The sequence below is a fragment of the Polaromonas sp. P5_D5 genome, from assembly GCF_054049435.1.
On record NZ_JBFUMJ010000001.1, the window covers coordinates 1,007,405 to 1,026,158 of the forward strand.

Consider the following 18,754-nt stretch of genomic DNA (forward strand, 5'->3'; position numbering starts at 1 on the left):
TTTTGATGGGTGGGAAAGCCATGCAATCTGCCAGGCCATCCCGCAAGCTGTTCTGAATACGTTGACGGCCGGCCCGCGGATTCAGCCTTTCGAAGAGCGACCCAGCTTCATTTCGCATCTTTTTTTCGTTTCATTGAATCCAGTGAATCCGGTTTGCCGTATTCCACACAGGTTCACTTCCATTGACGCCGGCAACCGGCTTTTTCCTTTCCACCCACAGGATCACCATGCGCCACTCCGTATCACCCCCCCTGATTGCCAGCCTGCTCACCCTGCTTTGCGCCGGCGCCCACGCCGACACCGGCAAACTCCTCCTGACCGGCGGTGTCAGCACCATTGAAGGCGCGGCCGGCGGCGGCCTCACGCCCTGGGCCGTCATCGGCAGCAACGCCACGGCAGGCGAGATTGGCGGTTCTGCCTATGTCACCCACGCCGGCACCACCGACTACGGCCTGAATGTGTACGGCGCGGCAGTCGGCATCCATGACCGCTACGAGCTGTCGATTGCACAGCAGGACTTCAACACCCGCGGTACCGGCGTGGCGCTGGGCCTGCCGGGGCTGCACCTGAAGCAAACCATCGTCGGCGCCAAGGTGCGCGTGCTGGGCGACGCCGTCCTGGACAGCGACACGCTGATGCCGCAGGTGGCGGTGGGCGTGCAGTACAAGACGCTGGGCTCCACGGGGCTGGACCCCACACTCAATGCACTGGGCGCCAAACGCCACGGCGTCGATGTGTATGTCAGCGCCACAAAACTCTTCCTGGGCCAGAGCCTGCTGCTCAACGGCACGCTGCGCGCAACCAAGGCCAACCAGAACGGCCTGCTGGGCTACGGCGCCACGTTGGGCGGCAACGAAGACAAGTACACGCTGCAGCCGGAATTCTCGGTGGCTTACCTGCTCAGCAAAAACATCGCCATCGGCGCCGAATACCGCTTCATGCGCAACAAACTCGAGGGCGCCGGTCGCGCGGCCGGCCTGGGCAATGGCCTGCGCTCTGAAGACTGGAAAGACATCTTTATTGCCTGGGCACCCACCAAAAACCTTTCGCTCACGCTGGCGTATGTGGACCTGGGCGTGATCGTGCCCGCCACCACCGGCAGCCGAAAGCAGACCGGCTACTACCTCTCGGCCCAGGTCGCTTTTTAAGCCCGACGAACAACCCCCTTCAAGGAACCGCCCCATGAAAAACCCTTTTGTTTCTTTTGCCCTCGCGGCAAGCCTGTTAACGGCCGGCGCAGCATTTGCCCAGACGGCGCCCAAAGACGACCAGCTCTACAAGGCCTTCGGTGAAAAAGCCGGCCTGGTGGCGCTGATGGACGACTTCATGGTTCGCCTGCTGGCCGACCCGCGCACCGGGCCGCATTTCAAGCCGTCGAACCAGCAGCGCGTGAAAGAGCAGCTGGTCGACCAGCTCTGCGCCCTGAGCGGCGGCCCTTGTGCCTACAAGGGCGCAGACATGAAAAGCGCGCATGCCAACCTTGATATCAAGAAGTCGGACTTCCACGCCCTGGTGGAGGTGCTGCAGCAAAGCATGGATGCCAGGGGCATCCCTTTTCGCAAACAGAATGAAATGCTGGCGCTGCTGGCTCCCATGAACCGCGACATCATCACGCCCACCGAGACGGCAGCCAAACCATGAAACAAATAATCCAGCTCACAGCGATCGCCGCGCTCTTCGCTTTCGGCGCAGGGGCTCATGCGGCCAGCCTCACGGTGTCGGTGCTCGACAAAGACGGCAAACCGGTGCCGGATGCCGTGGTCGTGGTGGCACCCGCCAACAAAAGCGCCCAGCCCAGAACGCCGCCGGCTGCGCAGGCCACCATTCACCAGGAAAAGATGCAGTTCGTTCCCGCAGTGACGGTGGTTCCCGTGGGGGCAAAAATTCAATTTGTGAACAACGACCCCTGGGACCACCACGTGCGCAGCTCACCTGCCGGCATGGGCCAGTTCAACGCGACGAATGCCGGCTTCGAGCTGCGGCTGGAAGGCAAGCCCGACGGAAAACCGGGCAAGTCCAGTGAAGTGACGCTGGACAGGGCCGGCGTTGTCGGGGCCACCTTGCTGGGCTGTTTTATCCACGGCTCGATGCGCGGCTATATCTACGCCAGTGAATCCCCCTGGGCAACCAAAACCAGTCCGGAAGGCATTGCGAGCTTTGAGGACCTGCCTGAGGGCGCCGCGCAGCTGAAAGTCTGGCACCCCGACCAGCTGGTGGACATTGCGCCGCAGCAGGTCACGGTGAGCGCCTCCCCGGCCAAAAGCGTTATGCAGCTTACCGTGGTGCCGCGGCGGCGCAGGTCTTGAACGGCCGGCCCCGAGGTTGTTAGCGCCGGCTGTCGTCCTTCTGGGAATCAGGCTCCAGCGGCGACAGGTCGGACGAATAGACCCGGTCGCCGATATGCAGCGCCCGCCCCTTCTCCCAGGCGGCTTCAAAGGCCGCGAGTTCTTCCGCCGTGGCTCGCTCCCGGCGTTGTACCGGTGGCGGTGGGCTGGCCGCATCCGGGCTCGCGGGCAAGGAGACGGGCCGGCTGGGCGCGAAGGCCTGAATCTGCTCATTGATCTGCCAGTACACGCCGCTGACCAGCAGGTTGTAACGCGCAGCGGCATTTTTGGCGATAGCCGCACCCACCTCGACCAGCCGGGCGGGCCCACCTTCCCGGTTGTCCAGGAAGTCGGTGGAAAGGTCCACCAGCACCATGTACTGGTGGCCTCGCTTGTCGTTACGCACCACGCGGAATTTGTAGCTGGCCGACAAAATTCCGTGGGCCTGCATCGTGACCTTGATGGCCTCGAACAGCATCTCGCGCCGAAACGCCATGCGCTCGTCAAGGTTCATCTTGACCGGACCCGTCTCAGGCCCCGTGGCATCGTGCTTGGGACTCTTGCTGGCGCTGAAAAGGTTCTTGAGCACGGACATGTCAGGCCTCGCTTCCTCTGGCTTTGTGGGTCAGGCTTTTTGGGCGGTGAAAAACACGTAGTCGGCGGTATAGCCTTCCTTGACGCGTTTGCCCGCATCGGCCGGTGTGGTGCAGCCTTTGGCCGGCGCATTGCCGCCCTCGGTGTTCAGGCGCTGCACGCTGGTAACGGTGGCCATCTTGCCGGGCATGCCGGCGGATTTGGCCGTCAGCAGCAGCAGCGGGATGTCGGCAGGACGCTCGCCGTCGGCGCGCGCTTTGACCGTGCCCACGGTTTTGCTGCCGTCCAGCGCGGTCCAGTTCGGGCCGGCGCCATGCGTGCCGACTTTTTCGTCTTTCTGGTTGAAGAGGTCTGCCTCTGGCGCAACAAACACCCAGGCCCAGCCCTTGTCGCCGGAGCGGCACTCATAAATCTGCGAGCCCACCGCATGCCAGGTGAAGGCCATGCGTTCGCCGTCGGCCGGCTTGAGCGCGGCGGGCACCGGCTTGACATCCATTGGTGCGGCCGGGCCACCGGCGCAGGCGCTTAGCAGCAGTCCAGTACACAACGCGGCAGCGGCAAGGCCTGCGTGAAGCCTGGGTTGGGTGGCGGTTGCTATCGGTGTCATGGCGATCTCCTGAGAGGAGTCCTGCAAATATTGACAGGTCTCCGGGTTAAAAGAAAGTAAAAAAGTCCCAACAACCACATGGCGGAAGGGGGCGTGGGCCGGCGCGGCGCCCGGCCTACCAGGGACAAACGACAGCAAGCGTCGATTGGATGCAGCTTTTTCTGAAAAAAATGCCATGCCCGGGGAAGATTTGCCGCTTGGGCGTAACTCCCTATACTCAGCCGCATGAAACTGGCCCCCGACACGGACACCCGTAGCCTGCAGGCGCTGATCGCCGGCGCAGGGCAAGGCGACCACGCCTGCTTTGCGCAGGTCTATGAACGCACCCACACGCATCTGTTTGGCGTTGCCGTACGTATATTGGGACAAGGACACGCGGCCGAAGATGTGCTGCAAGAGGCTTACGTGAGCATCTGGAAAAACGCTGCCGGCTACCGCAGTGAGGTAGACGGGCAAACCATTCAACCCATGACGTGGCTGATCGCCATCGTCCGCAACAAGGCGCTGGACGCCCTGCGCTCCCGCACGCGCCGCAAGGAAAGCGAGTTGCCCGACTCCGGTGATGTGGATGAGGAAGACACCGAAACCACCGCCACACCCACCCCCAGCGCCATGCAGCTGCTGGAGCAGGCCACAGAGGCCCTGCACATCGAAGGCTGCATGAATGCACTGGAAGGCAGCCACCGCCAAAGCCTGGCGCTGGCGTATTACCAGGGCCTGTCGCATACCGAAGTGGCCGCGCAAATGGGCGCGCCGCTGGGTTCGGTGAAAGCCTGGATACGGCGCGGGCTCGAAAAACTCAAGGGCTGCCTGGCGGCGCAAGGGGTGGTGGCGTCATGAGATATTCCAGCCCCGAATTGCTCGAACACCTCGCATCGGCCTATGTGCTGGGTACGCTGCAAGATGGCGCGCGCCGCCGCTTTGAGCGCCTGCAGCGCGACCGTGCCGATGTGCGCGTGCGCGTCACACAATGGGAAGCCCGGCTGGGTCAACTCGCCATGTCGGTACCGGCGCACAAACCGTCTCCCAGGGTGTGGGCTGCCATCGCAGCACGCACACGACCCGCAGGGCCGCAACGGGCGCCGCAAACAAAACCGTCCTGGCTGGGCTGGCTCAAACCTGCCGGTTTCGGCTTCGGCGGCCTGGCCGCCGGGGTGATCGCGGCCAGCGTTTTCTTTATCGCCATGCCCACCCTGTTCATGTCCAGCGACCAGATCGCGATGCGCTCGGGCGAAAGGCTGCCGCAAAGCTATGTGGGCCTGCTCACCGACGCCCAGGGCAACGGCAAGCTGCTGGCCAGTTCGCTGCGCCACGGCAAGACCATGACGGTCAAGGTCATAGGCCCGATCACACCGCCGGCCACCGGAACACTGGTGCTGTGGGCCGTGCCGGCCAATGGCCCGGCGTTCTCGCTGGGCACCGTGCCCACGAGCGGATCGGCGGTTTCCATGCTGCCCGATACGTCGGAAAAGCTGCTGTCCAAGGTCAGCAAGCTGGTGGTGACACTGGAAACCAGCGCCACACCCGCCAGCCCGAGCGGAACCGTGGTGTTCAGCGGCAATTGCGCCAAGCTGTGGTGAGCGTGGCGGCATCCGGGGCCTCAATCCGGGTAGGTACCGTAAAAAGGAGAACCAGCATGAACGCCAGCCTCAATTTGTTTCTATCCCTCGGTGTGGTCACCGCCACCCTCCTCGGGTGTGCAACACCACCGCCAACCACAGCAACGTCTGCGATCAAGCCCACGGAGCTACGGCTGGAGTGCGCAGTAGCGAAAGCAGATGTCCCGAACGCCGATTACATCGGCCCCTATGCGGGCGTTGAAAACATCGTCCCCGTGAAACTGATGGCTCAGGACACCTACTGCTCTGACGCCCTGAAGGCCATGCATTTTCCGCGGGGCTTTGTCTCCATCTATGGCAGCTCCCGTATCCGCGAGAAAAATGCCGCCTGCGACGCGCGCGGTGAGAACTGCAACGACACCATCAGGGCGGCAAACGATGCCATCTACGCAGACATCCGGAATTTTGCTCACGCATGGACCACGCGTTATGGCAAGCAGTATCCGATAATGACGGGTGCGGGCCCGGGCCTGATGGAAGCCGGCAACCGCGGCGCAAAAGAGGCGGGAGGCCCCAGCGTCGGGTACACCACCTACTACGACCGCTCGACGGCCAACGACACGCTGAAACCCTATGGTGGTGACCCCAAGCAGGCCTTGAATGCCTATGTGACCCATGGCCTGATTTTTTCCAGCGTCTCCATCCGCGAGCTGGCGATGATCAAGCACTCGGCCGCCATCGTGATTGCACCAGGAGGGACCGGCACCGAATGGGAAATATTCCAGATCATCGAGATCATCAAAAGCAGGCAGCTGACCAGGGTTCCGGTGTATCTCGTGGGCAATCGCCAAATTCACTGGCAAAGCCTGGACGCGCGCCTGACCGACATGATGGCGCGCAAGACCATCAACAAGGATGAAGTGCCATTTTTGAAGTATGTGGAAACGAGTGCAGAGCTGGTCAAACAACTCAGTGCAGACATGCGGTTGAACTGAGTTATTCAGGCACTCACTTAATGCGACGCATCCGATGAACCTTGTTCGTGGCCTTTTGGACCGGATCATCCTGATTGGCGGGGCGCGCTGCGGGGGAAGACGCCGAGTTTCGTGGTGCGCCGCACAGTGACTATTTTTCTGGTGGTCATGGTGCTCGCTTACCTGGGCATCTGCGCGGCGCTGTTTGCGTTTCAACGCTCGCTGATCTATTTCCCGCAGCCGAGGTCATGGGGCAGTCCGGCCACGACGCTCCACCTCCAGACACCCGACGCCGCGCTCGTGGTCACCGCCCGGCAAACGGCAGGACCCAAGGCCATCATTTACTTCGGCGGCAATGCCGAAGACGTTTCGCCGAATTTGCCGTCTTTCTCGGAAGCATTTCCAGGCCATGCCCTCTACCTGCTTCACTACCGCGGTTACGGCGGAAGCACCGGAAGCCCCACCGAGGCGGCGCTTCAAAGCGACGCCCTGACCTTGTTCGACCATGTCAGCCGGACACATTCGGACGTCACCGTGGTTGGCAGGAGTCTGGGCTCAGGCGTTGCGATCCGGGTGGCCAGCCAGAGGCCGGCCTCGCGCCTGATTCTGGTGACGCCCTACAACAGCATCCAGGAACTGGCAGCGCAGCGCTTTCCCTGGTTTCCCATCCCCTGGCTTCTTGTCGACAAGTTCGAGTCCTGGAAGTACGCGGCCAAAGTCACCGTGCCCACGCTGCTGATTTCGGCCGAATACGATGAAGTCATTCCGAAAGCCAGCACCGACCAGTTGCATGCGCACTTCAAGAATGGCACAGCAGTACTGAAGATGCTGCCCGGAACCTCCCACAACACGGTCTCGCAGCATCCCCAGTACCTTTCACTGTTTCAGTCGATGCTGTGAGCATTCAACACCTCTTTGCAAAACAAGCCGGGATGGACCACGCCGCATTCACCACTCAGGGCTTCGCACTTGTTCCGCAGGTGCTGACTGCCGCCCAATGTGAATCGGCCGCTTCGCGCCTTGCCGGGATTTCCGCCAACTCGGCGGGAACACGTTGCCTGCTATCGGAGGCCTGGTGCCAGGCGCTCGCAGCAAGAGTGCGCCGGCACGTGTCAATGGCCCCCCTGGTTCCGGCCGGTTTTGCGGCTGTGCAATGCACCTACTTCGAGAAGTCGGCGTCGCGCAACTGGCTGGTTCCGGTGCACCAGGACCTGAGCATTCCCGTGGCAGATCACGTAGAGCACGCAAGCCTGAGTGGCTGGTCCAGGAAGGAAGGCATTCTTTATGTCCAGCCGCCCGCCGAGCTGCTGGAGCAGTTGGTGGCGGTGCGTTTGCACATCGATGCCTGCGGCCCGGGGGACGGTCCACTGCGGGTGGTTCCGGGGTCACACCTGTACGGCCGCATGCAGGCGAAGGACGCTGCAGCAGCCCGCCAGGCCCAAGCCGGGTTCACCTGCACGGCCGGGCAAGGCAGCGCGATGGCCATGCGCCCGCTGCTGTTGCATGCTTCGTCCAGATCCACCAGCGGCAACATGCGCAGGGTGCTGCATTTTTTGTTCGGCCCGCGAGTATTGCCTTTCGGCCTCCGGTGGCAGCGCGCAATATGAATTGCGCCGGACAGGCAAGCAGCCCGCCTTCCATTTCACAAGGAAAACGATGAGTGTCTTGAAGATTGCAGCCTTTTCTGACGGAAACACCGGCGGCAACCCCGCCGGCGTGATGATCGCCGGCCAATTTCCGGATGACCGTGAGATGCAGCGGATCGCTGCGGAGCTTGGCTTCTCGGAAACGGTTTTTGCCGTTGCAAGCGGCGCCGGCTGGCGGGTGCGCTATTTCTCGCCGGAATCAGAAGTACCCTTCTGCGGCCATGCAACGATAGCCCTGGGCGCAGCACTGGCCCTTCAGCATGGCGATGGCGTGTTTGCGCTGACCCTGAACCAGGCCAGCATCACGGTTGAAGGCCGGCGCAACGGGGAGACGATCACCGCCGCGCTGCAATCGCCGCCCACGCGCAGCCAGGCTGCCCCACAGCCGCTGGTGCTGGCCACCCTGGCGCTGTTCGGCTACACACCGGATGACCTGGACCCGCGCATTGCCCCCGCGCTCGCCCACGGCGGCGCAGACCATCTGGTACTGGTTCTGAAGAGCCGCGACAAACTGGCGGCCATGCAATATGACCTGGACACGGGCCGCGAGCTGATGAACAAGGCGGGGCTGGTGACGATCCTTCTGGCCCATGCACAAACGCCTCGGCTTTTTCACACCCGGAATCCGTTTGCTTCGGGCGGCGTGTATGAAGACCCCGCCACAGGTGCAGCCACAGCCGCTTTTGCAGGCTACCTGCGCGACCTGAAGTGGCCGCACGGCGGCGCCATCGATATCGTGCAGGGTGAAGACATGGGCATGCGCTCGTGCCTGCGCGCGGAAATTCCACCCGCTCCCGGTGCCTCGATCAAGGTGTCAGGGACAGCGCGGGTCATGCACGACTGAGTTTGCCGTGCCCGCGAGAAACATCTCGCCTGGCACCAGAAGGCTCTTTGGTTTGGCGATTGATACAACCTTGCGCAAAGATTTGACCAAGAATGAAGCATTTTTTTCTTGCCTCCGTCACGGCCTTGCTGGTTTCGATGCCGGCAGCCGGATGGGCAACAACGCCGGCAGCCCCTGCGCCCGTCTTTCCGGCGAAGGCGTGGGAACCCATTTCCCCCACTTCACTAAGCCCCGCGTGTCATGAGCGCCTGGATGCTGCACGCGACTACTTGCGAACCCTTGATTCCACCGCAGTTCTGGCAGTGCAGGACGGCCGGGTGTTGTTCAGCTATGGCCCCGTCGATACCGTCAGCATCGTGTTTTCGGCTCGCAAAAGTGTGCTGGCGATGCTGTATGGGAAATATGTCGCAGATGGCACGATCGATCTAGAGAAAACACTGGCCGACCTCGACATTGACGACCTGGGTGGTCTATTGCCTCTGGAGCGCCAGGCAAAGTTGCGCCACCTTCTGACAGCGCGCTCTGGCGTCTATCACCCGGCGGCCAACACAGGCGATGACCTGGCATCGGCGCCACCGCGCGGCTCACAAGTGCCCGGCACTTATTTTCTGTACAACAACTGGGATTTCAACGCTGCGGGCACAGTCTTCGAGGCGCTGACAAATCGCAGCATCTACCGCACATTCGCGGACGATCTTGCGACGCCGCTGCAGCTTGAAGACTTCGACCTCGCTCGTCACCAGCGCACCGGGGACCTTACAAAGTCCCGGCACGCCGCCTATCATTTTTTCTTGTCAACCAGAGACATGGCGCGGCTGGGCTACTTGATGCTCCAACACGGCAATTGGCGCGGCCAGCAACTCATTCCTCCAGAATGGGCCACTCGAATCACCACACCCGTCACCGCGGCCGCGCAAATGCATCCGGCGCGCACGGCCAGCCGTCACTTTGGCTACAGCTACCTTTGGTGGACGCTGGAAGAGCCGGCCGATTCGCCACTAAGTGGCGCTTACATGGCCTGGGGCGTCCATGGGCAATACATCCTCGTGGTACCAAAGCACCGCATGGTCATCGCTCACAAGCGTCAAGTCCCTGTATCCGGCGACTGGAACGTGAGCTGGGTCAAACCGGGCGACTTTTTGACCGCGGTAAAAATGCTGACTTCAGCGCCCTGCCAGTGATCCCGCGGCTGCCCAGCTTTCCCCATCAGATGAGAAATCAGCGAGCCTGCCATCGATCAAGCGCAGCCGCCGTTGTGTTTACAAATAAATTACAACTCGCCCTGCATCCGTTTTCCCTGTTACACCGTTTGTATAAGGTGCTGGTTTGCAGCGCGTTTCAATCAACTGATATCTCAAGGAGCCCGACATGAACACTTTTTCCATCCGCAACTTGGTCGCATTGCCCGTCATCGCCCTGGCCCTGGCCGGTGCAGCCATGGCTGCCGACATCGAAACCACACCAGCCAAAAACGCCCAGGTCGACGACTTCGCGGCGGGTAAAAAAGCCATCAGCGCCAAGAACTGGTCGGAGGCCGTGAGCAGCTTTAACAAGGTGGTGGCCAAGGACCCGAAAAATGCCGACGCCTACAACTACCTCGGCTATTCCAACCGCTGGATGGGCAAGTACGACGATGCCTTTGCCGCCTATGGCAAGGCGCTGGCGCTGGACCCCAAGCACAAGGGTGCGCTGGAATACTCGGGCATTGCCTACCTGAAGACCAACCAGAAAGCCCAGGCCGACGCGCAGCTGGCCAAGCTGCAGGCAATTTGCGCCACCTGTGAGGAAACCCGCGACCTGGCCAAGGCCGTGGCCGAGTACAAGCCGGCCGCCAAGTAAGCCGCCCTTGAACCGCCACCATTGCGGCGCGGTATGCGCTGCAATGGTCTCCTGTTGCCACTCACCTCCCGGCGCACAAAGAGCGGGTCTCTGAGTGCGCGACCTCTGATGATCCGAAAGAAAACAATGACTGACGCTGATCGCATCAAATACCTGCGCATTGCCCTGGTGCTGATAGGGGTGACGTTCACTTTCGGCTTGTGGCCGCTCACCATCATCTGGCCTTCAGGCTGGTCGTGGCATGCGGAAGGTCGTTCGTACTACCTGGAGATGATCCTCGCCCTTTACGCAACGCTGGGGATCTTCCTCATGCTTGCCGCCCGTAACCCTCTCTTGCACCGCAGCCTCATCTGGTTTACCGTCTGGTCCAGCATTGCACACGGCGGGGTGATGGCAGTGCAGTCGTTTCAGGGCCACCACAACATGGGGCACCTCTGGGGTGATGTCCTGGCGCTGTTCGCGGTGGCGGCTGTGCTGGCATTGCTGACTCCCCGCGAAGCTTAAGCCGAAAGAAATCCCATGCCCAAGCTAACACGCCCTGCCTTCCGGATGCTGCCAACTGCTCTGTTTTTCATAGCTGCTTGCGCACTACCTATATGGTCTGCAGCCGGAAACATTTCCATTCAAGTGCTCGACAAGGAAGGCAAGCCGGCGCCGGACGCCGTAGTCGTCGTGGTGCCTTCCGCCAAAACCGGGGCGCCCCAAAGCCCTTTGCCCGCCCAAGTGACGATCCACCAGGAAAAGATGCGTTTTGTGCCGGCCGTCAGCGTGGTGGCGCTGGGCGCCAAGGCCCAGTTCGTCAACAATGATCCGTGGGAACACCATGTGCGCGGCTCGGCCGCCGGCGCGGCGCAGTTCAACGCAACGCCGGGCGAGGGGTTCGAGCTCCGGCTCGACGGCAAGCCCGAAGGCAAACCCGCCAAAACCGCTGATGCCACTTTCAACAAGGCCGGCGCCGTGCTGCTGGGCTGCCACATTCACGGCTCCATGCGCGGCCATGTCTATGTGAGCGAATCGCCCTGGGCCGTGCTGACAGGCGCCGACGGCGTAGCGCAGGTCGAGCAGTTGCCCGAAGGCGCTGCGCAGATCAAGGTCTGGCATGCCGACCAGCTGATCGATATCCCGCCTCAGAACTACACCGTGACCGCCTCGCCCGGCAAGCTCACGCTGCAGCTGAGCGTGGTGCCGCGCCGCCGCCGGATTTAGCCGGCCGTATCCAGAAATCTTTCGACGCTTTTTTGGCGTCTTTCAGGCCTTTCGGGTCATTGACAGAACCTTTCACGAAACTTACATTGAAGCTTCCGCACGGAGGCTTTATGTCTGATCCCTCTGACCCGTCCAAGGCATCACTACCTGCCCGGTCGCCGTACTGGCATCCCATCACGCTGGCGCAGTTGCAGCGCGTCAAGGACTGGCGCGAGGCGCAGCGAGCGGCGCACCCGCTTGAATGCCAGCTCTGGGAGATAGTGCTGACGGCGTGGGTGATGGGCTGGATGGGCTGGCTGCCGGCCTTTACCTTTGAGGCGGCCTGGGCCTACCCGCTGTGCGTGCTGGGCACACTGGCGCCGCGGCTGTATGTCTATGTACGGGCACGGGCGCACATTGCGCGGCGTCTCAGGTGTGACTGGCTGGACCTGGTCGCCTGACTTAGAGTGTGGGCATGAACGCCTCCTCCCCACCTGCCCTCACCTGCTTCACCCTCAACACCACCGGCCACGTCGCCCACCTGGTGCTGAACCGCCCCGAGGCGATGAACACCATGCACCCGACCTTCTGGCGCGAGCTGGATGCGGCGCTCACGCACATCCACAAGGCTGGCGAGACGCGCGTGCTGGTGATCTCCAGCACCGGCAAGCACTTCAGCGCCGGCATGGCACTGGAAACCTTTGGCAGCGACATCGCCATGGACGACCAGAGCCCCGAGGGCCGCGCCGCCATCTTTGACATGCTGGGCGACATGCAGGCCACCTTCACCAAGCTGGAGACGCTGCGCGTTCCGGTGATTGCGGCCATCCAGGGCGGCTGCATAGGAGGGGCGGTCGACATGGTGACGGCCTGCTGCCTGCGCTACGCCACGGCCGACGCATTCTTCTGCATCCAGGAAATCAACATTGGCATGGTGGCCGACGTGGGCACCCTGCAGCGCCTGCCCAAGCTGGTGCCGCTGGCGGTCGTCAAGGAACTGGCCTATACCGGGCGCCGGCTGCCGGCCGCAAAAGCGTTGGGCTACGGGCTGGTCAACGAGGTTTTTGACTCAGCCGAGGCGATGCTGGCGGCTGCCATGCAGTGCGCCGGCGAGATTGCCACCAAGCCGCCGGTGGCCATCTGGGGCACCAAGCAGGCCATCCACTACACGCGCGACCATTCGGTGGACGACGCGCTCAGGCAGATGGGCTGGCTGCAGGGCGCGATCTGGAGCAACGCGCATGTCCGTGAGGCGGTTACCGCCATGAAGGAAAAGCGCGCGGCGAGCTTTCCCGGGCTTTCACCGATCAAGAATTTCAATGAATTCGGGCTCTAGCCCATACATGACGAGCGCAAGCAGCTATTAATTCAATAGCAAGCTGCATTGGCAATTATTGGCGGGCTGTGCGAATGGCAGGCGGCAGCGCCTGCGGATGGCTGGTGCGAAACGGATTGATGTCCAGCCCGCCGCGGCGCGTGTAGCGCGCGTACACCGAGAGCTTCATGGGTTTGCAGCGCGTCCAGATGTCCATGAAGATGCGCTCCACACATTGTTCGTGGAACTCGTTGTGGTTGCGAAAGCTCACCAGGTACTGCAGCAGGCCTTCCTGGTTGATCTGCGGGCCGGCATAGCGAATCTGTACGCTGCCCCAGTCGGGCTGGCCGGTGACCAGGCAATTGCTCTTGAGCAGGTTGCTGGTCAGCGTCTCTTCCACCGGCGGTTCGTCGAACTCGGCAAACAACAGCTCGGGGGTGGGCGTGAAATGAATGCACTCCACGTCGAGCCGGTCCAGGTTCAGGCCGTCGAGTTCATGCACGGGTTCGCGGTCGAACAGCTCGGGGCCCAGCGTCTTGATGCCCACCCCCATGCCGACAGCACCGTTCAGGTCGGCGCGAATGCGTTCGCGCACATCGCGCGCATCGGCAAAACGCGTGTTGTTGAAGCTGTTGAGGTAAAGCTTGAAGGACTTGCTTTCGACGATGTTGGGTGACTCGCAAGGCACGGTGATGTGCGCCAGCGCCACCTGCGGCTTGCCGCGCATATTGAGCCAGCTCAGCTCAAACGCCGTCCACATGTCTGCGCCGAAAAACGGCGGCGTTCCGGTGACGCCGATCTCGGCACGCTTGCCTTCGCGCGGAATCGGGAACAGCAGCGAAGCGTCGTACTGGTCGATATAGGCCGACGATTTGCCGAGCTGGGATTGTTCAGGGGTGTTCATGCACCCATTTTCGCCGCTAACCGCTGCCAGGCTGAAAGCGCCCCGCACAAAGCCCCTGGCTATGGGGCTGTATCAGCTTGCCGCTTTGAAGTGGGGGATCAGCAGCGCCAACAAACGGTCAACAACACCCGGCGGCAAATCGTGTCCCATGCCTTCAATGCTTTCAAAACGGGCACCGGGAATGCGCCTGGCCGTGTCCTGCCCGCAGGCCATGGGCACCAGCCGGTCTGCCTGGCCGTGCACCACCAGCGTCGGCGCCGTCACCCTGGCAAGTACCGAGGCGCGCGCACCGTCAGCGGCAACGGCCACCATCTGGCGCAGAACGCCCTGCGGATGGAAGCTGCGCTGCGCCGCCGCAGCGACTTTTTCGCGTATCTCGGCATCGTCCATGGGAAAGCCCGGGCTGCCGATGGCCTTGAGCAGCTTCACCGTATGGTCGATGGCGGCCTGCACACCCCTGCCGGCAGGCCGGCTGAGCAGCACACGGGCCACCGCCGGGCTGGCTTCCGGCAGGCCGCGCGCACCGCTGGAGCTCATGATGCTGGTCAGGCTGAGCAGGCGCGATGGAGCCAACACCGCAACGCGCTGCGCGATCATGCCGCCCATGCTCACACCCACCACATGTGCCTTGCCGATTTGCAGCGCATCCAGCACGCCCACGGTGTCGGCGGCCATGTCTTCAATGCTGTAGGGCGGCCGGATGCGCCAGCCCATGCGGAACTTGAGCCCCTCCCACAAAAGGCTGGGCGAGCCGAGGTGGTCGAAGTGCTGCGAAAGGCCGATGTCGCGGTTGTCAAAGCGCACCACACGAAAGCCCGCATCAGCGATCGCCTGCACCATGGCCGGCGGCCAGGCAATCAGCTGCATGCCCAGCCCCATGATGAGCAGCACCACCGGCCGGCCGGTTGCGTCACCTGGGTGGGTGTCTTCAATCTCGATATCGATGTTGTTGGCGCGTATTTTCATAACTGATTATGGTCTGCACTCCCCGAATCGCGTCAATCACCTCGTCCCCCATGCGTCACGCAGGCTCACCCGCAAGCAGGGGCCGCGGAACTGGCTTTGCCAGGCCGCTGGCACCGCCCCTTAAGGGGGAACGGGCTACACGAAGTGAGCCTGGACGGGGGTGAAACTATTTCTCCGCGGAACTGGCTTTGCCAGGCCGCAGGCGCCGTCTCCTGCAAGGGGAGAGGAGGCTACACGAAGTGAGCCTCAACAGGGGTGAGCAAATTTTCGCCCCCTTGAGGGGGGAACGGGCTACACACAGTGAGCCTGGACGGGGGTGTTACACGAATTCTCTTTCTCGTAGCCACTTGGTGGCAATCCATTTCTCGCCGGCGGTAACCGGCTCGCCGCCATGCAGCGTGAGGCTGGAAGGCAGTGCCTGCGGGTAACTGAAAAACACCGCATTGCCGCGCCGCGGCGCCACCCGCACCTCGATATCCGGGAACACCGTGGCGCCGCCTTCCTCGGGCTCATGCAGGTACATGATGAGCGTCGCCACGCGCTGGCCGCCACGCTGCAGTATGGCGGGCGTGCCGGGTTCGGTCGGGTCAAAGTAGTCGTAGTGCGGCTTGTATTCGGTGCCGGGCCCGTAGTGAAGCACCTGCAGCCCTTCGCCGTTTTCCTGCGGCCAGCCGAAGATTCTGGCAATACGTGCCTCCACCTGGCGCACCACGGCGTTTTCAGCGCGCCTGAAAAACATGCCCTCGCTGGTACGGTCAGGGTTGAGTTCTTCGCCGCCGGTCTTGGTATCCACCGTCAGCGAACGCACCAGACGCGGGCGGGCGGCCTCCATCAGCGCCTCGCATTCACTCGGGCCCAGCAGGTTGCCCAGCACGATGACATTGGGCACCTGGGCGAAAAAAAGTATTTCCACCCATTTGTCGCCGGCATCGACCATGTTGTTGGTGACCGGCAAAGCCAGCGCAGGCACAACCACTGCGGCGAGATCTTCGGGCGTCAGGCGCACCGCCCGCGTGGCAGCGTCGCGGTTCCAGCCAGCTGCCAGCATGGCGTTAAAAATCTCGTCCCTGGAATGGCCGAGGTTTGCCTGCGCCGTCATCCACGCCAGCACTTCCGGCGTGAGCTGCTGGTCGGTGCGGGCGGGCGTGCTCATGCGGGGCTGGGCTGCTCAGGCGGCCTGTTTGCGGCGGAACACCAGCCGGTCGGGTTCGGACACTTTGGGATCAAAGCGGTAGCCTTCGACGTCAAAGCTCTCGAGCTTCTTGACGGTAGACAGCTTCTTTTCAATCGCATGGCGCACCATGAGACCACGGGCGCGCTTGGCAAAAAAACTGATGACCTTGTACTTGCCGGCCTTGTATTCCTCAAACACGCAGCTCACCACGCGCGCCTTGAGCGCCTTGCGGTCCACGGCCTTGAAGTATTCCTCGCTGGCGAGGTTGACGATGACCGGTGTGGTGTGGGCGGCCGCGCGCTCGTTCAGATAGGCGGAGATTTGCGAACCCCAGAACTGGTAGAGATTTTTGCCTTGGGGCGTGGCCAGCGGCGTGCCCATTTCAAGCCGGTAGGGCTGCATGCGGTCCAGCGGGCGCAGCACGCCGTAAAGGCCGCTCAGGATGCAGACATGGTCCTGCGCCCAGGCCAGTTGTGCGTCACCTAGCGTTTTTGCATCGAGGCCGCCATACACATCGCCGTCAAACGCCAGCGCGGCCTGTTTGGAATTCTTCGCGGTGAATTTCGGCGACCAGGCCTGGTAGCGCGCGACATTCAGGCCTGCGAGCGAATCTGACAGCTTCATCAGTTCGCTGATCTGCTGCGGGGTTCGGGTTCTGAGCACGTCAATCAACTGGGCCGACTGGCGGGTGAAGAGGGGTTGGGTGTGGGTCGCGACGTGCGGCGGCGTGTCGTAGTCCAGGGATTTGGCCGGCGAGATGAGAAACAGCATGCTTTGAGTCGTAGGGGTAAGGCAAGTAAGGCGAAACCCCCACTTTACGACAGGAGGGTGGCGCCACAGCCATGAGCCTTCAACTACTGCAGATCGCTGGCCAAAGAGGCGAGCGTTTCCGCTGCAATCGTTGTATGCGCCGGGTAATGCGTGTGGTCGCAGCCCAGTTTCACGCTTGCGCCTGCCTTGACGGCCGCGCACATGGCCGGGTTCAGCTCAAAGCGCACAAAGTGCACAGCCGAGGTCTTCTCGTCATTTTCGCGGTCCATGTCCTCGTCAGCAATCGCGTAAACGCGCGCATGGCCTTCGACCTCGACGAACATGCGGTCTTCCACACCGATGAGGCGGGCCAGTTCGCGCTTGCGCTCGTTGACGTCGGGGTACTCGAGCATCAGCGTGCCCTTCCAGTTACTGCCGTCGGGCATCAGTGGGGCATAGGCTTCGATCTCCTGCTCAATCCCCTCGTCCTCGAAGATTTTCTCGACGCGCAGCATCTCCTGGATCTGGTAGCGGATGCTGGTTTCGCTTTCAAACTGCAGGTTGATGTGCTCACCCAGGCGCACGCTGCGCAGCTTGCGGTGGGCGATGATGGCCGGCTTGTTCTCCTTGCGGTATTTGCTGTAGGCCTCCAGCGTCATGAGGGATTCGCGGGTGATCTTTCCGGTGGTCTTCATGGTGTGATCTCATTTCAGGCCGTAGGCCGTGCGTATCAGCGTGAGCGGGTGCTTTTGCGGCGGCGCACCCAGGCTGTTCACATCAAAGCCCTGGGCGATGTGGTGGCCACCCAGCGGGCAGTCGCTGCTGATGACGTCAGGCAGGCCGCCGTCTTTGTGGCTGGCCATGGCTTTGAAGAGCGGTTTGCCGATCTTCATGGCCTGCTGGTGGTACGGCACTTTGACGCCGAAGGTGCCGGCATGGCCCGAGCAGCGCTCATGCGTGTGCACACTGGTACCCGGCACCATCCTGAGCATTTCCTCGGTTTTCTTGCCGATGTTCTGCACCCGGCCATGGCAGGGGATCTGGTAGCTGATCTTGCCCAGCGGCGTGCTGAACTCCGTCTTGAGCAGGCCGTCGCGCTTGCGGGCCATCAGGTATTCAAACGGATCCCACATATTCTCCTTGACGAGCTGCACATCGGCGTCGTCGGGGTACATCAGCGGCAGCTCCTGCTTGAACATCAGCGTGCAGCTGGGTACGGCGCTCAGGATGGCGTAGCCCTCTTTGGCGTACTTCACCAGCACCGGGATGTTGGCCTCCTTGCTGGTGTTCACCGAGGCCAGATCGCCCAGCTCCAGCTTGGGCATGCCACAGCATTTCTCTTTTTCGACCAGCACGTAGGGCACTTCGTTGTGGTCCAGCACTTTGAGCAGGTCGTGGCCTATACCGGGCTCGTTGTAGTTGATGTAGCAGGTGGAATAAATCACGACCTTGCCGGGCGTCTTGGCGCCGTCTTTCACCGCGTGGGGCGGCGACTCGAGTGCGCCTGAGCGGAATTTTTTCGTGGCCAGGTCGGGCAGCCAGGCGTTTTTGTCGACGCCCAGCACTTTTTCCATCACGGCGCGGGCCGGTTTGGTTTTGTTAACCGCGTTGGCCACCTGGACCACGATGGGAATGCCGGCGAACTGGCCGTGCACGTCAGTGGAGGACAAAAACTTTTCACCGGCACCCACTTCGCCCTTCTTGAACTTGATGGCTTTGGCGCGCAGCATGGTGTGGGGAAAGTCGAGGTTGAACTCGTGCGGCGGCACATAGGGGCACTTGGTCATGTAGCAGAGGTCGCACATGTAGCACTGGTCGACCACTTTCATGTAGTCCTTCTTGTCCACACCATCAACCTCGCCGGTCTTGCTTTCGTCGACCAGGTCAAACAGCGTGGGGAAGGCGCCGCAGAGGCTGACGCAGCGGCGGCACCCATGGCAGATGTCGAAGATGCGCTCCATCTCGTGGAGGGCCGCGTCCTCGTTGTAGAAGTCCGGGTTTTTCCAGTCGATCGCGTGGCGCGTGGGCGCCTGGAGGTTGCCTTCTGTGGCCATGCTTGCCTCTTCTTTTGAA

At 62.1% G+C, this 18,754-nt stretch carries 23 protein-coding genes; 15 read left to right on the plus strand and 8 right to left on the minus strand.

Features of this window, described 5'->3' with window-relative positions:
- Positions 1 to 227: 227 nt before the first annotated feature.
- From ACXJKE_RS04970 to ACXJKE_RS04980, 3 genes are read left to right on the plus strand one after another with little or no spacing between them, the layout of a single operon-like run.
- A complete protein-coding gene (locus tag ACXJKE_RS04970) occupies positions 228 to 1,148 on the plus strand; it encodes a DUF3034 family protein (protein WP_457279447.1) in 921 nt (306 codons plus the stop codon).
- A 34-nt stretch (positions 1,149 to 1,182) separates the two neighbouring features.
- Complete coding sequence (locus ACXJKE_RS04975; RefSeq protein WP_457279448.1) at positions 1,183 to 1,641, plus strand: group I truncated hemoglobin; 459 nt, start codon at positions 1,183 to 1,185, stop codon at positions 1,639 to 1,641.
- The gene (locus tag ACXJKE_RS04980) at positions 1,638 to 2,306 is read left to right on the plus strand and encodes a cupredoxin domain-containing protein (RefSeq protein ID WP_457279449.1); all 669 of its coding nucleotides are present in this window, start codon (positions 1,638 to 1,640) and stop codon (positions 2,304 to 2,306) included. The genes ACXJKE_RS04975 and ACXJKE_RS04980 overlap by 4 nt, the downstream gene beginning before the upstream one ends.
- Positions 2,307 to 2,325: 19 nt before the next feature.
- Here the strand turns inward: ACXJKE_RS04980 and ACXJKE_RS04985 are convergent, their stop codons facing one another.
- Together ACXJKE_RS04985 and ACXJKE_RS04990 are read right to left on the minus strand one after the other, a co-directional pair.
- Complete coding sequence (locus ACXJKE_RS04985; RefSeq protein WP_457279450.1) at positions 2,326 to 2,919, minus strand: hypothetical protein; 594 nt, start codon at positions 2,917 to 2,919, stop codon at positions 2,326 to 2,328.
- Positions 2,920 to 2,949: 30 nt separating this feature from the next.
- Positions 2,950 to 3,525 (minus strand): DUF3455 domain-containing protein, encoded by a 576-nt coding sequence (locus ACXJKE_RS04990; RefSeq protein WP_457279451.1) that lies wholly within the window; start codon positions 3,523 to 3,525, stop codon positions 2,950 to 2,952.
- Positions 3,526 to 3,750: 225 nt separating this feature from the next.
- Between ACXJKE_RS04990 and ACXJKE_RS04995 the strand changes: the two genes are divergently transcribed.
- The 12 genes from ACXJKE_RS04995 (at position 3,751) to ACXJKE_RS05050 (ending at position 12,908) form a co-directional block, all read left to right on the plus strand.
- Positions 3,751 to 4,365 (plus strand): RNA polymerase sigma factor, encoded by a 615-nt coding sequence (locus tag ACXJKE_RS04995; protein WP_457279452.1) that lies wholly within the window; start codon positions 3,751 to 3,753, stop codon positions 4,363 to 4,365.
- Positions 4,362 to 5,105, plus strand: coding sequence for an anti-sigma factor (locus ACXJKE_RS05000; RefSeq protein ID WP_457279453.1), 744 nt, complete (start codon positions 4,362 to 4,364; stop codon positions 5,103 to 5,105). Before ACXJKE_RS04995 ends, ACXJKE_RS05000 begins: the two co-directional genes overlap by 4 nt.
- Positions 5,106 to 5,161: 56 nt before the next feature.
- A complete protein-coding gene (locus ACXJKE_RS05005; RefSeq protein ID WP_457279454.1) occupies positions 5,162 to 6,079 on the plus strand; it encodes an LOG family protein in 918 nt (305 codons plus the stop codon).
- Between the two features lie 114 nt (positions 6,080 to 6,193).
- Positions 6,194 to 6,958, plus strand: a complete 765-nt coding sequence (locus ACXJKE_RS05010; protein WP_457279455.1) for an alpha/beta hydrolase — start codon at positions 6,194 to 6,196, stop codon at positions 6,956 to 6,958.
- Positions 6,959 to 6,990: 32 nt separating this feature from the next.
- Complete coding sequence (locus ACXJKE_RS05015; protein WP_457279456.1) at positions 6,991 to 7,665, plus strand: phytanoyl-CoA dioxygenase family protein; 675 nt, start codon at positions 6,991 to 6,993, stop codon at positions 7,663 to 7,665.
- Between the two features lie 49 nt (positions 7,666 to 7,714).
- The gene (locus tag ACXJKE_RS05020) at positions 7,715 to 8,548 is read left to right on the plus strand and encodes a PhzF family phenazine biosynthesis protein (RefSeq protein WP_457279457.1); all 834 of its coding nucleotides are present in this window, start codon (positions 7,715 to 7,717) and stop codon (positions 8,546 to 8,548) included.
- Positions 8,549 to 8,640: 92 nt separating this feature from the next.
- Positions 8,641 to 9,729, plus strand: coding sequence for a serine hydrolase domain-containing protein (locus ACXJKE_RS05025; protein WP_457279458.1), 1,089 nt, complete (start codon positions 8,641 to 8,643; stop codon positions 9,727 to 9,729).
- A 187-nt stretch (positions 9,730 to 9,916) separates the two neighbouring features.
- Entirely contained in the window at positions 9,917 to 10,387 is a 471-nt protein-coding gene (locus ACXJKE_RS05030) for a tetratricopeptide repeat protein (RefSeq protein ID WP_457279459.1), read from the plus strand.
- A 126-nt stretch (positions 10,388 to 10,513) separates the two neighbouring features.
- Positions 10,514 to 10,891: a DUF6632 domain-containing protein gene (locus ACXJKE_RS05035; RefSeq protein ID WP_457279460.1), complete on the plus strand. Its 378-nt coding sequence runs from the start codon at positions 10,514 to 10,516 to the stop codon at positions 10,889 to 10,891.
- Positions 10,892 to 11,014: 123 nt separating this feature from the next.
- The gene (locus ACXJKE_RS05040; protein WP_457279461.1) at positions 11,015 to 11,593 is read left to right on the plus strand and encodes a cupredoxin domain-containing protein; all 579 of its coding nucleotides are present in this window, start codon (positions 11,015 to 11,017) and stop codon (positions 11,591 to 11,593) included.
- 110 nt (positions 11,594 to 11,703) lie between these two features.
- The gene (locus tag ACXJKE_RS05045) at positions 11,704 to 12,033 is read left to right on the plus strand and encodes a hypothetical protein (RefSeq protein WP_457279462.1); all 330 of its coding nucleotides are present in this window, start codon (positions 11,704 to 11,706) and stop codon (positions 12,031 to 12,033) included.
- 14 nt (positions 12,034 to 12,047) lie between these two features.
- On the plus strand, positions 12,048 to 12,908 hold the full coding sequence (locus ACXJKE_RS05050; protein ID WP_457279463.1) for an enoyl-CoA hydratase-related protein: 861 nt from the start codon (positions 12,048 to 12,050) through the stop codon (positions 12,906 to 12,908).
- Positions 12,909 to 12,963: 55 nt separating this feature from the next.
- On the opposite strand, the gene queF is transcribed toward ACXJKE_RS05050, so the two are convergent.
- From queF to ACXJKE_RS05080, 6 genes are all read right to left on the minus strand, one after another.
- Complete coding sequence (gene queF, locus ACXJKE_RS05055) at positions 12,964 to 13,791, minus strand: NADPH-dependent 7-cyano-7-deazaguanine reductase QueF (protein WP_457279464.1); 828 nt, start codon at positions 13,789 to 13,791, stop codon at positions 12,964 to 12,966.
- Between the two features lie 72 nt (positions 13,792 to 13,863).
- On the minus strand, positions 13,864 to 14,757 hold the full coding sequence (locus tag ACXJKE_RS05060) for an alpha/beta fold hydrolase (RefSeq protein WP_457279465.1): 894 nt from the start codon (positions 14,755 to 14,757) through the stop codon (positions 13,864 to 13,866).
- Between the two features lie 319 nt (positions 14,758 to 15,076).
- Positions 15,077 to 15,910: a 2OG-Fe(II) oxygenase gene (locus tag ACXJKE_RS05065; protein WP_457279466.1), complete on the minus strand. Its 834-nt coding sequence runs from the start codon at positions 15,908 to 15,910 to the stop codon at positions 15,077 to 15,079.
- Between the two features lie 15 nt (positions 15,911 to 15,925).
- Positions 15,926 to 16,702, minus strand: coding sequence for a peroxide stress protein YaaA (yaaA, locus tag ACXJKE_RS05070; RefSeq protein ID WP_457279467.1), 777 nt, complete (start codon positions 16,700 to 16,702; stop codon positions 15,926 to 15,928).
- 83 nt (positions 16,703 to 16,785) lie between these two features.
- On the minus strand, positions 16,786 to 17,376 hold the full coding sequence (locus ACXJKE_RS05075) for a DUF3501 family protein (protein WP_457279468.1): 591 nt from the start codon (positions 17,374 to 17,376) through the stop codon (positions 16,786 to 16,788).
- Positions 17,377 to 17,385: 9 nt separating this feature from the next.
- Entirely contained in the window at positions 17,386 to 18,735 is a 1,350-nt protein-coding gene (locus ACXJKE_RS05080; protein WP_457279469.1) for a (Fe-S)-binding protein, read from the minus strand.
- Positions 18,736 to 18,754 lie beyond the last annotated feature (19 nt).

Bases quoted from the DNA above. Each gene is read 5' to 3' on its own strand.
- ACXJKE_RS04970 (WP_457279447.1), top strand. From the start codon at position 228: ATGCGCCACTCCGTATCACCCCCCCTGATTGCCAGCCTGCTCACCCTG.
- ACXJKE_RS04975 (WP_457279448.1), top strand. From the start codon at position 1,183: ATGAAAAACCCTTTTGTTTCTTTTGCCCTCGCGGCAAGCCTGTTAACG.
- ACXJKE_RS04980 (WP_457279449.1), top strand. From the start codon at position 1,638: ATGAAACAAATAATCCAGCTCACAGCGATCGCCGCGCTCTTCGCTTTC.
- ACXJKE_RS04985 (WP_457279450.1), bottom strand. From the start codon at position 2,919: ATGTCCGTGCTCAAGAACCTTTTCAGCGCCAGCAAGAGTCCCAAGCAC.
- ACXJKE_RS04990 (WP_457279451.1), bottom strand. From the start codon at position 3,525: ATGACACCGATAGCAACCGCCACCCAACCCAGGCTTCACGCAGGCCTT.
- ACXJKE_RS04995 (WP_457279452.1), top strand. From the start codon at position 3,751: ATGAAACTGGCCCCCGACACGGACACCCGTAGCCTGCAGGCGCTGATC.
- ACXJKE_RS05000 (WP_457279453.1), top strand. From the start codon at position 4,362: ATGAGATATTCCAGCCCCGAATTGCTCGAACACCTCGCATCGGCCTAT.
- ACXJKE_RS05005 (WP_457279454.1), top strand. From the start codon at position 5,162: ATGAACGCCAGCCTCAATTTGTTTCTATCCCTCGGTGTGGTCACCGCC.
- ACXJKE_RS05015 (WP_457279456.1), top strand. From the start codon at position 6,991: ATGGACCACGCCGCATTCACCACTCAGGGCTTCGCACTTGTTCCGCAG.
- ACXJKE_RS05020 (WP_457279457.1), top strand. From the start codon at position 7,715: ATGAGTGTCTTGAAGATTGCAGCCTTTTCTGACGGAAACACCGGCGGC.
- ACXJKE_RS05025 (WP_457279458.1), top strand. From the start codon at position 8,641: ATGAAGCATTTTTTTCTTGCCTCCGTCACGGCCTTGCTGGTTTCGATG.
- ACXJKE_RS05030 (WP_457279459.1), top strand. From the start codon at position 9,917: ATGAACACTTTTTCCATCCGCAACTTGGTCGCATTGCCCGTCATCGCC.
- ACXJKE_RS05035 (WP_457279460.1), top strand. From the start codon at position 10,514: ATGACTGACGCTGATCGCATCAAATACCTGCGCATTGCCCTGGTGCTG.
- ACXJKE_RS05045 (WP_457279462.1), top strand. From the start codon at position 11,704: ATGTCTGATCCCTCTGACCCGTCCAAGGCATCACTACCTGCCCGGTCG.
- ACXJKE_RS05050 (WP_457279463.1), top strand. From the start codon at position 12,048: ATGAACGCCTCCTCCCCACCTGCCCTCACCTGCTTCACCCTCAACACC.
- queF (WP_457279464.1), bottom strand. From the start codon at position 13,791: ATGAACACCCCTGAACAATCCCAGCTCGGCAAATCGTCGGCCTATATC.
- ACXJKE_RS05060 (WP_457279465.1), bottom strand. From the start codon at position 14,757: ATGAAAATACGCGCCAACAACATCGATATCGAGATTGAAGACACCCAC.
- ACXJKE_RS05065 (WP_457279466.1), bottom strand. From the start codon at position 15,910: ATGAGCACGCCCGCCCGCACCGACCAGCAGCTCACGCCGGAAGTGCTG.
- yaaA (WP_457279467.1), bottom strand. From the start codon at position 16,702: ATGCTGTTTCTCATCTCGCCGGCCAAATCCCTGGACTACGACACGCCG.
- ACXJKE_RS05075 (WP_457279468.1), bottom strand. From the start codon at position 17,376: ATGAAGACCACCGGAAAGATCACCCGCGAATCCCTCATGACGCTGGAG.
- ACXJKE_RS05080 (WP_457279469.1), bottom strand. From the start codon at position 18,735: ATGGCCACAGAAGGCAACCTCCAGGCGCCCACGCGCCACGCGATCGAC.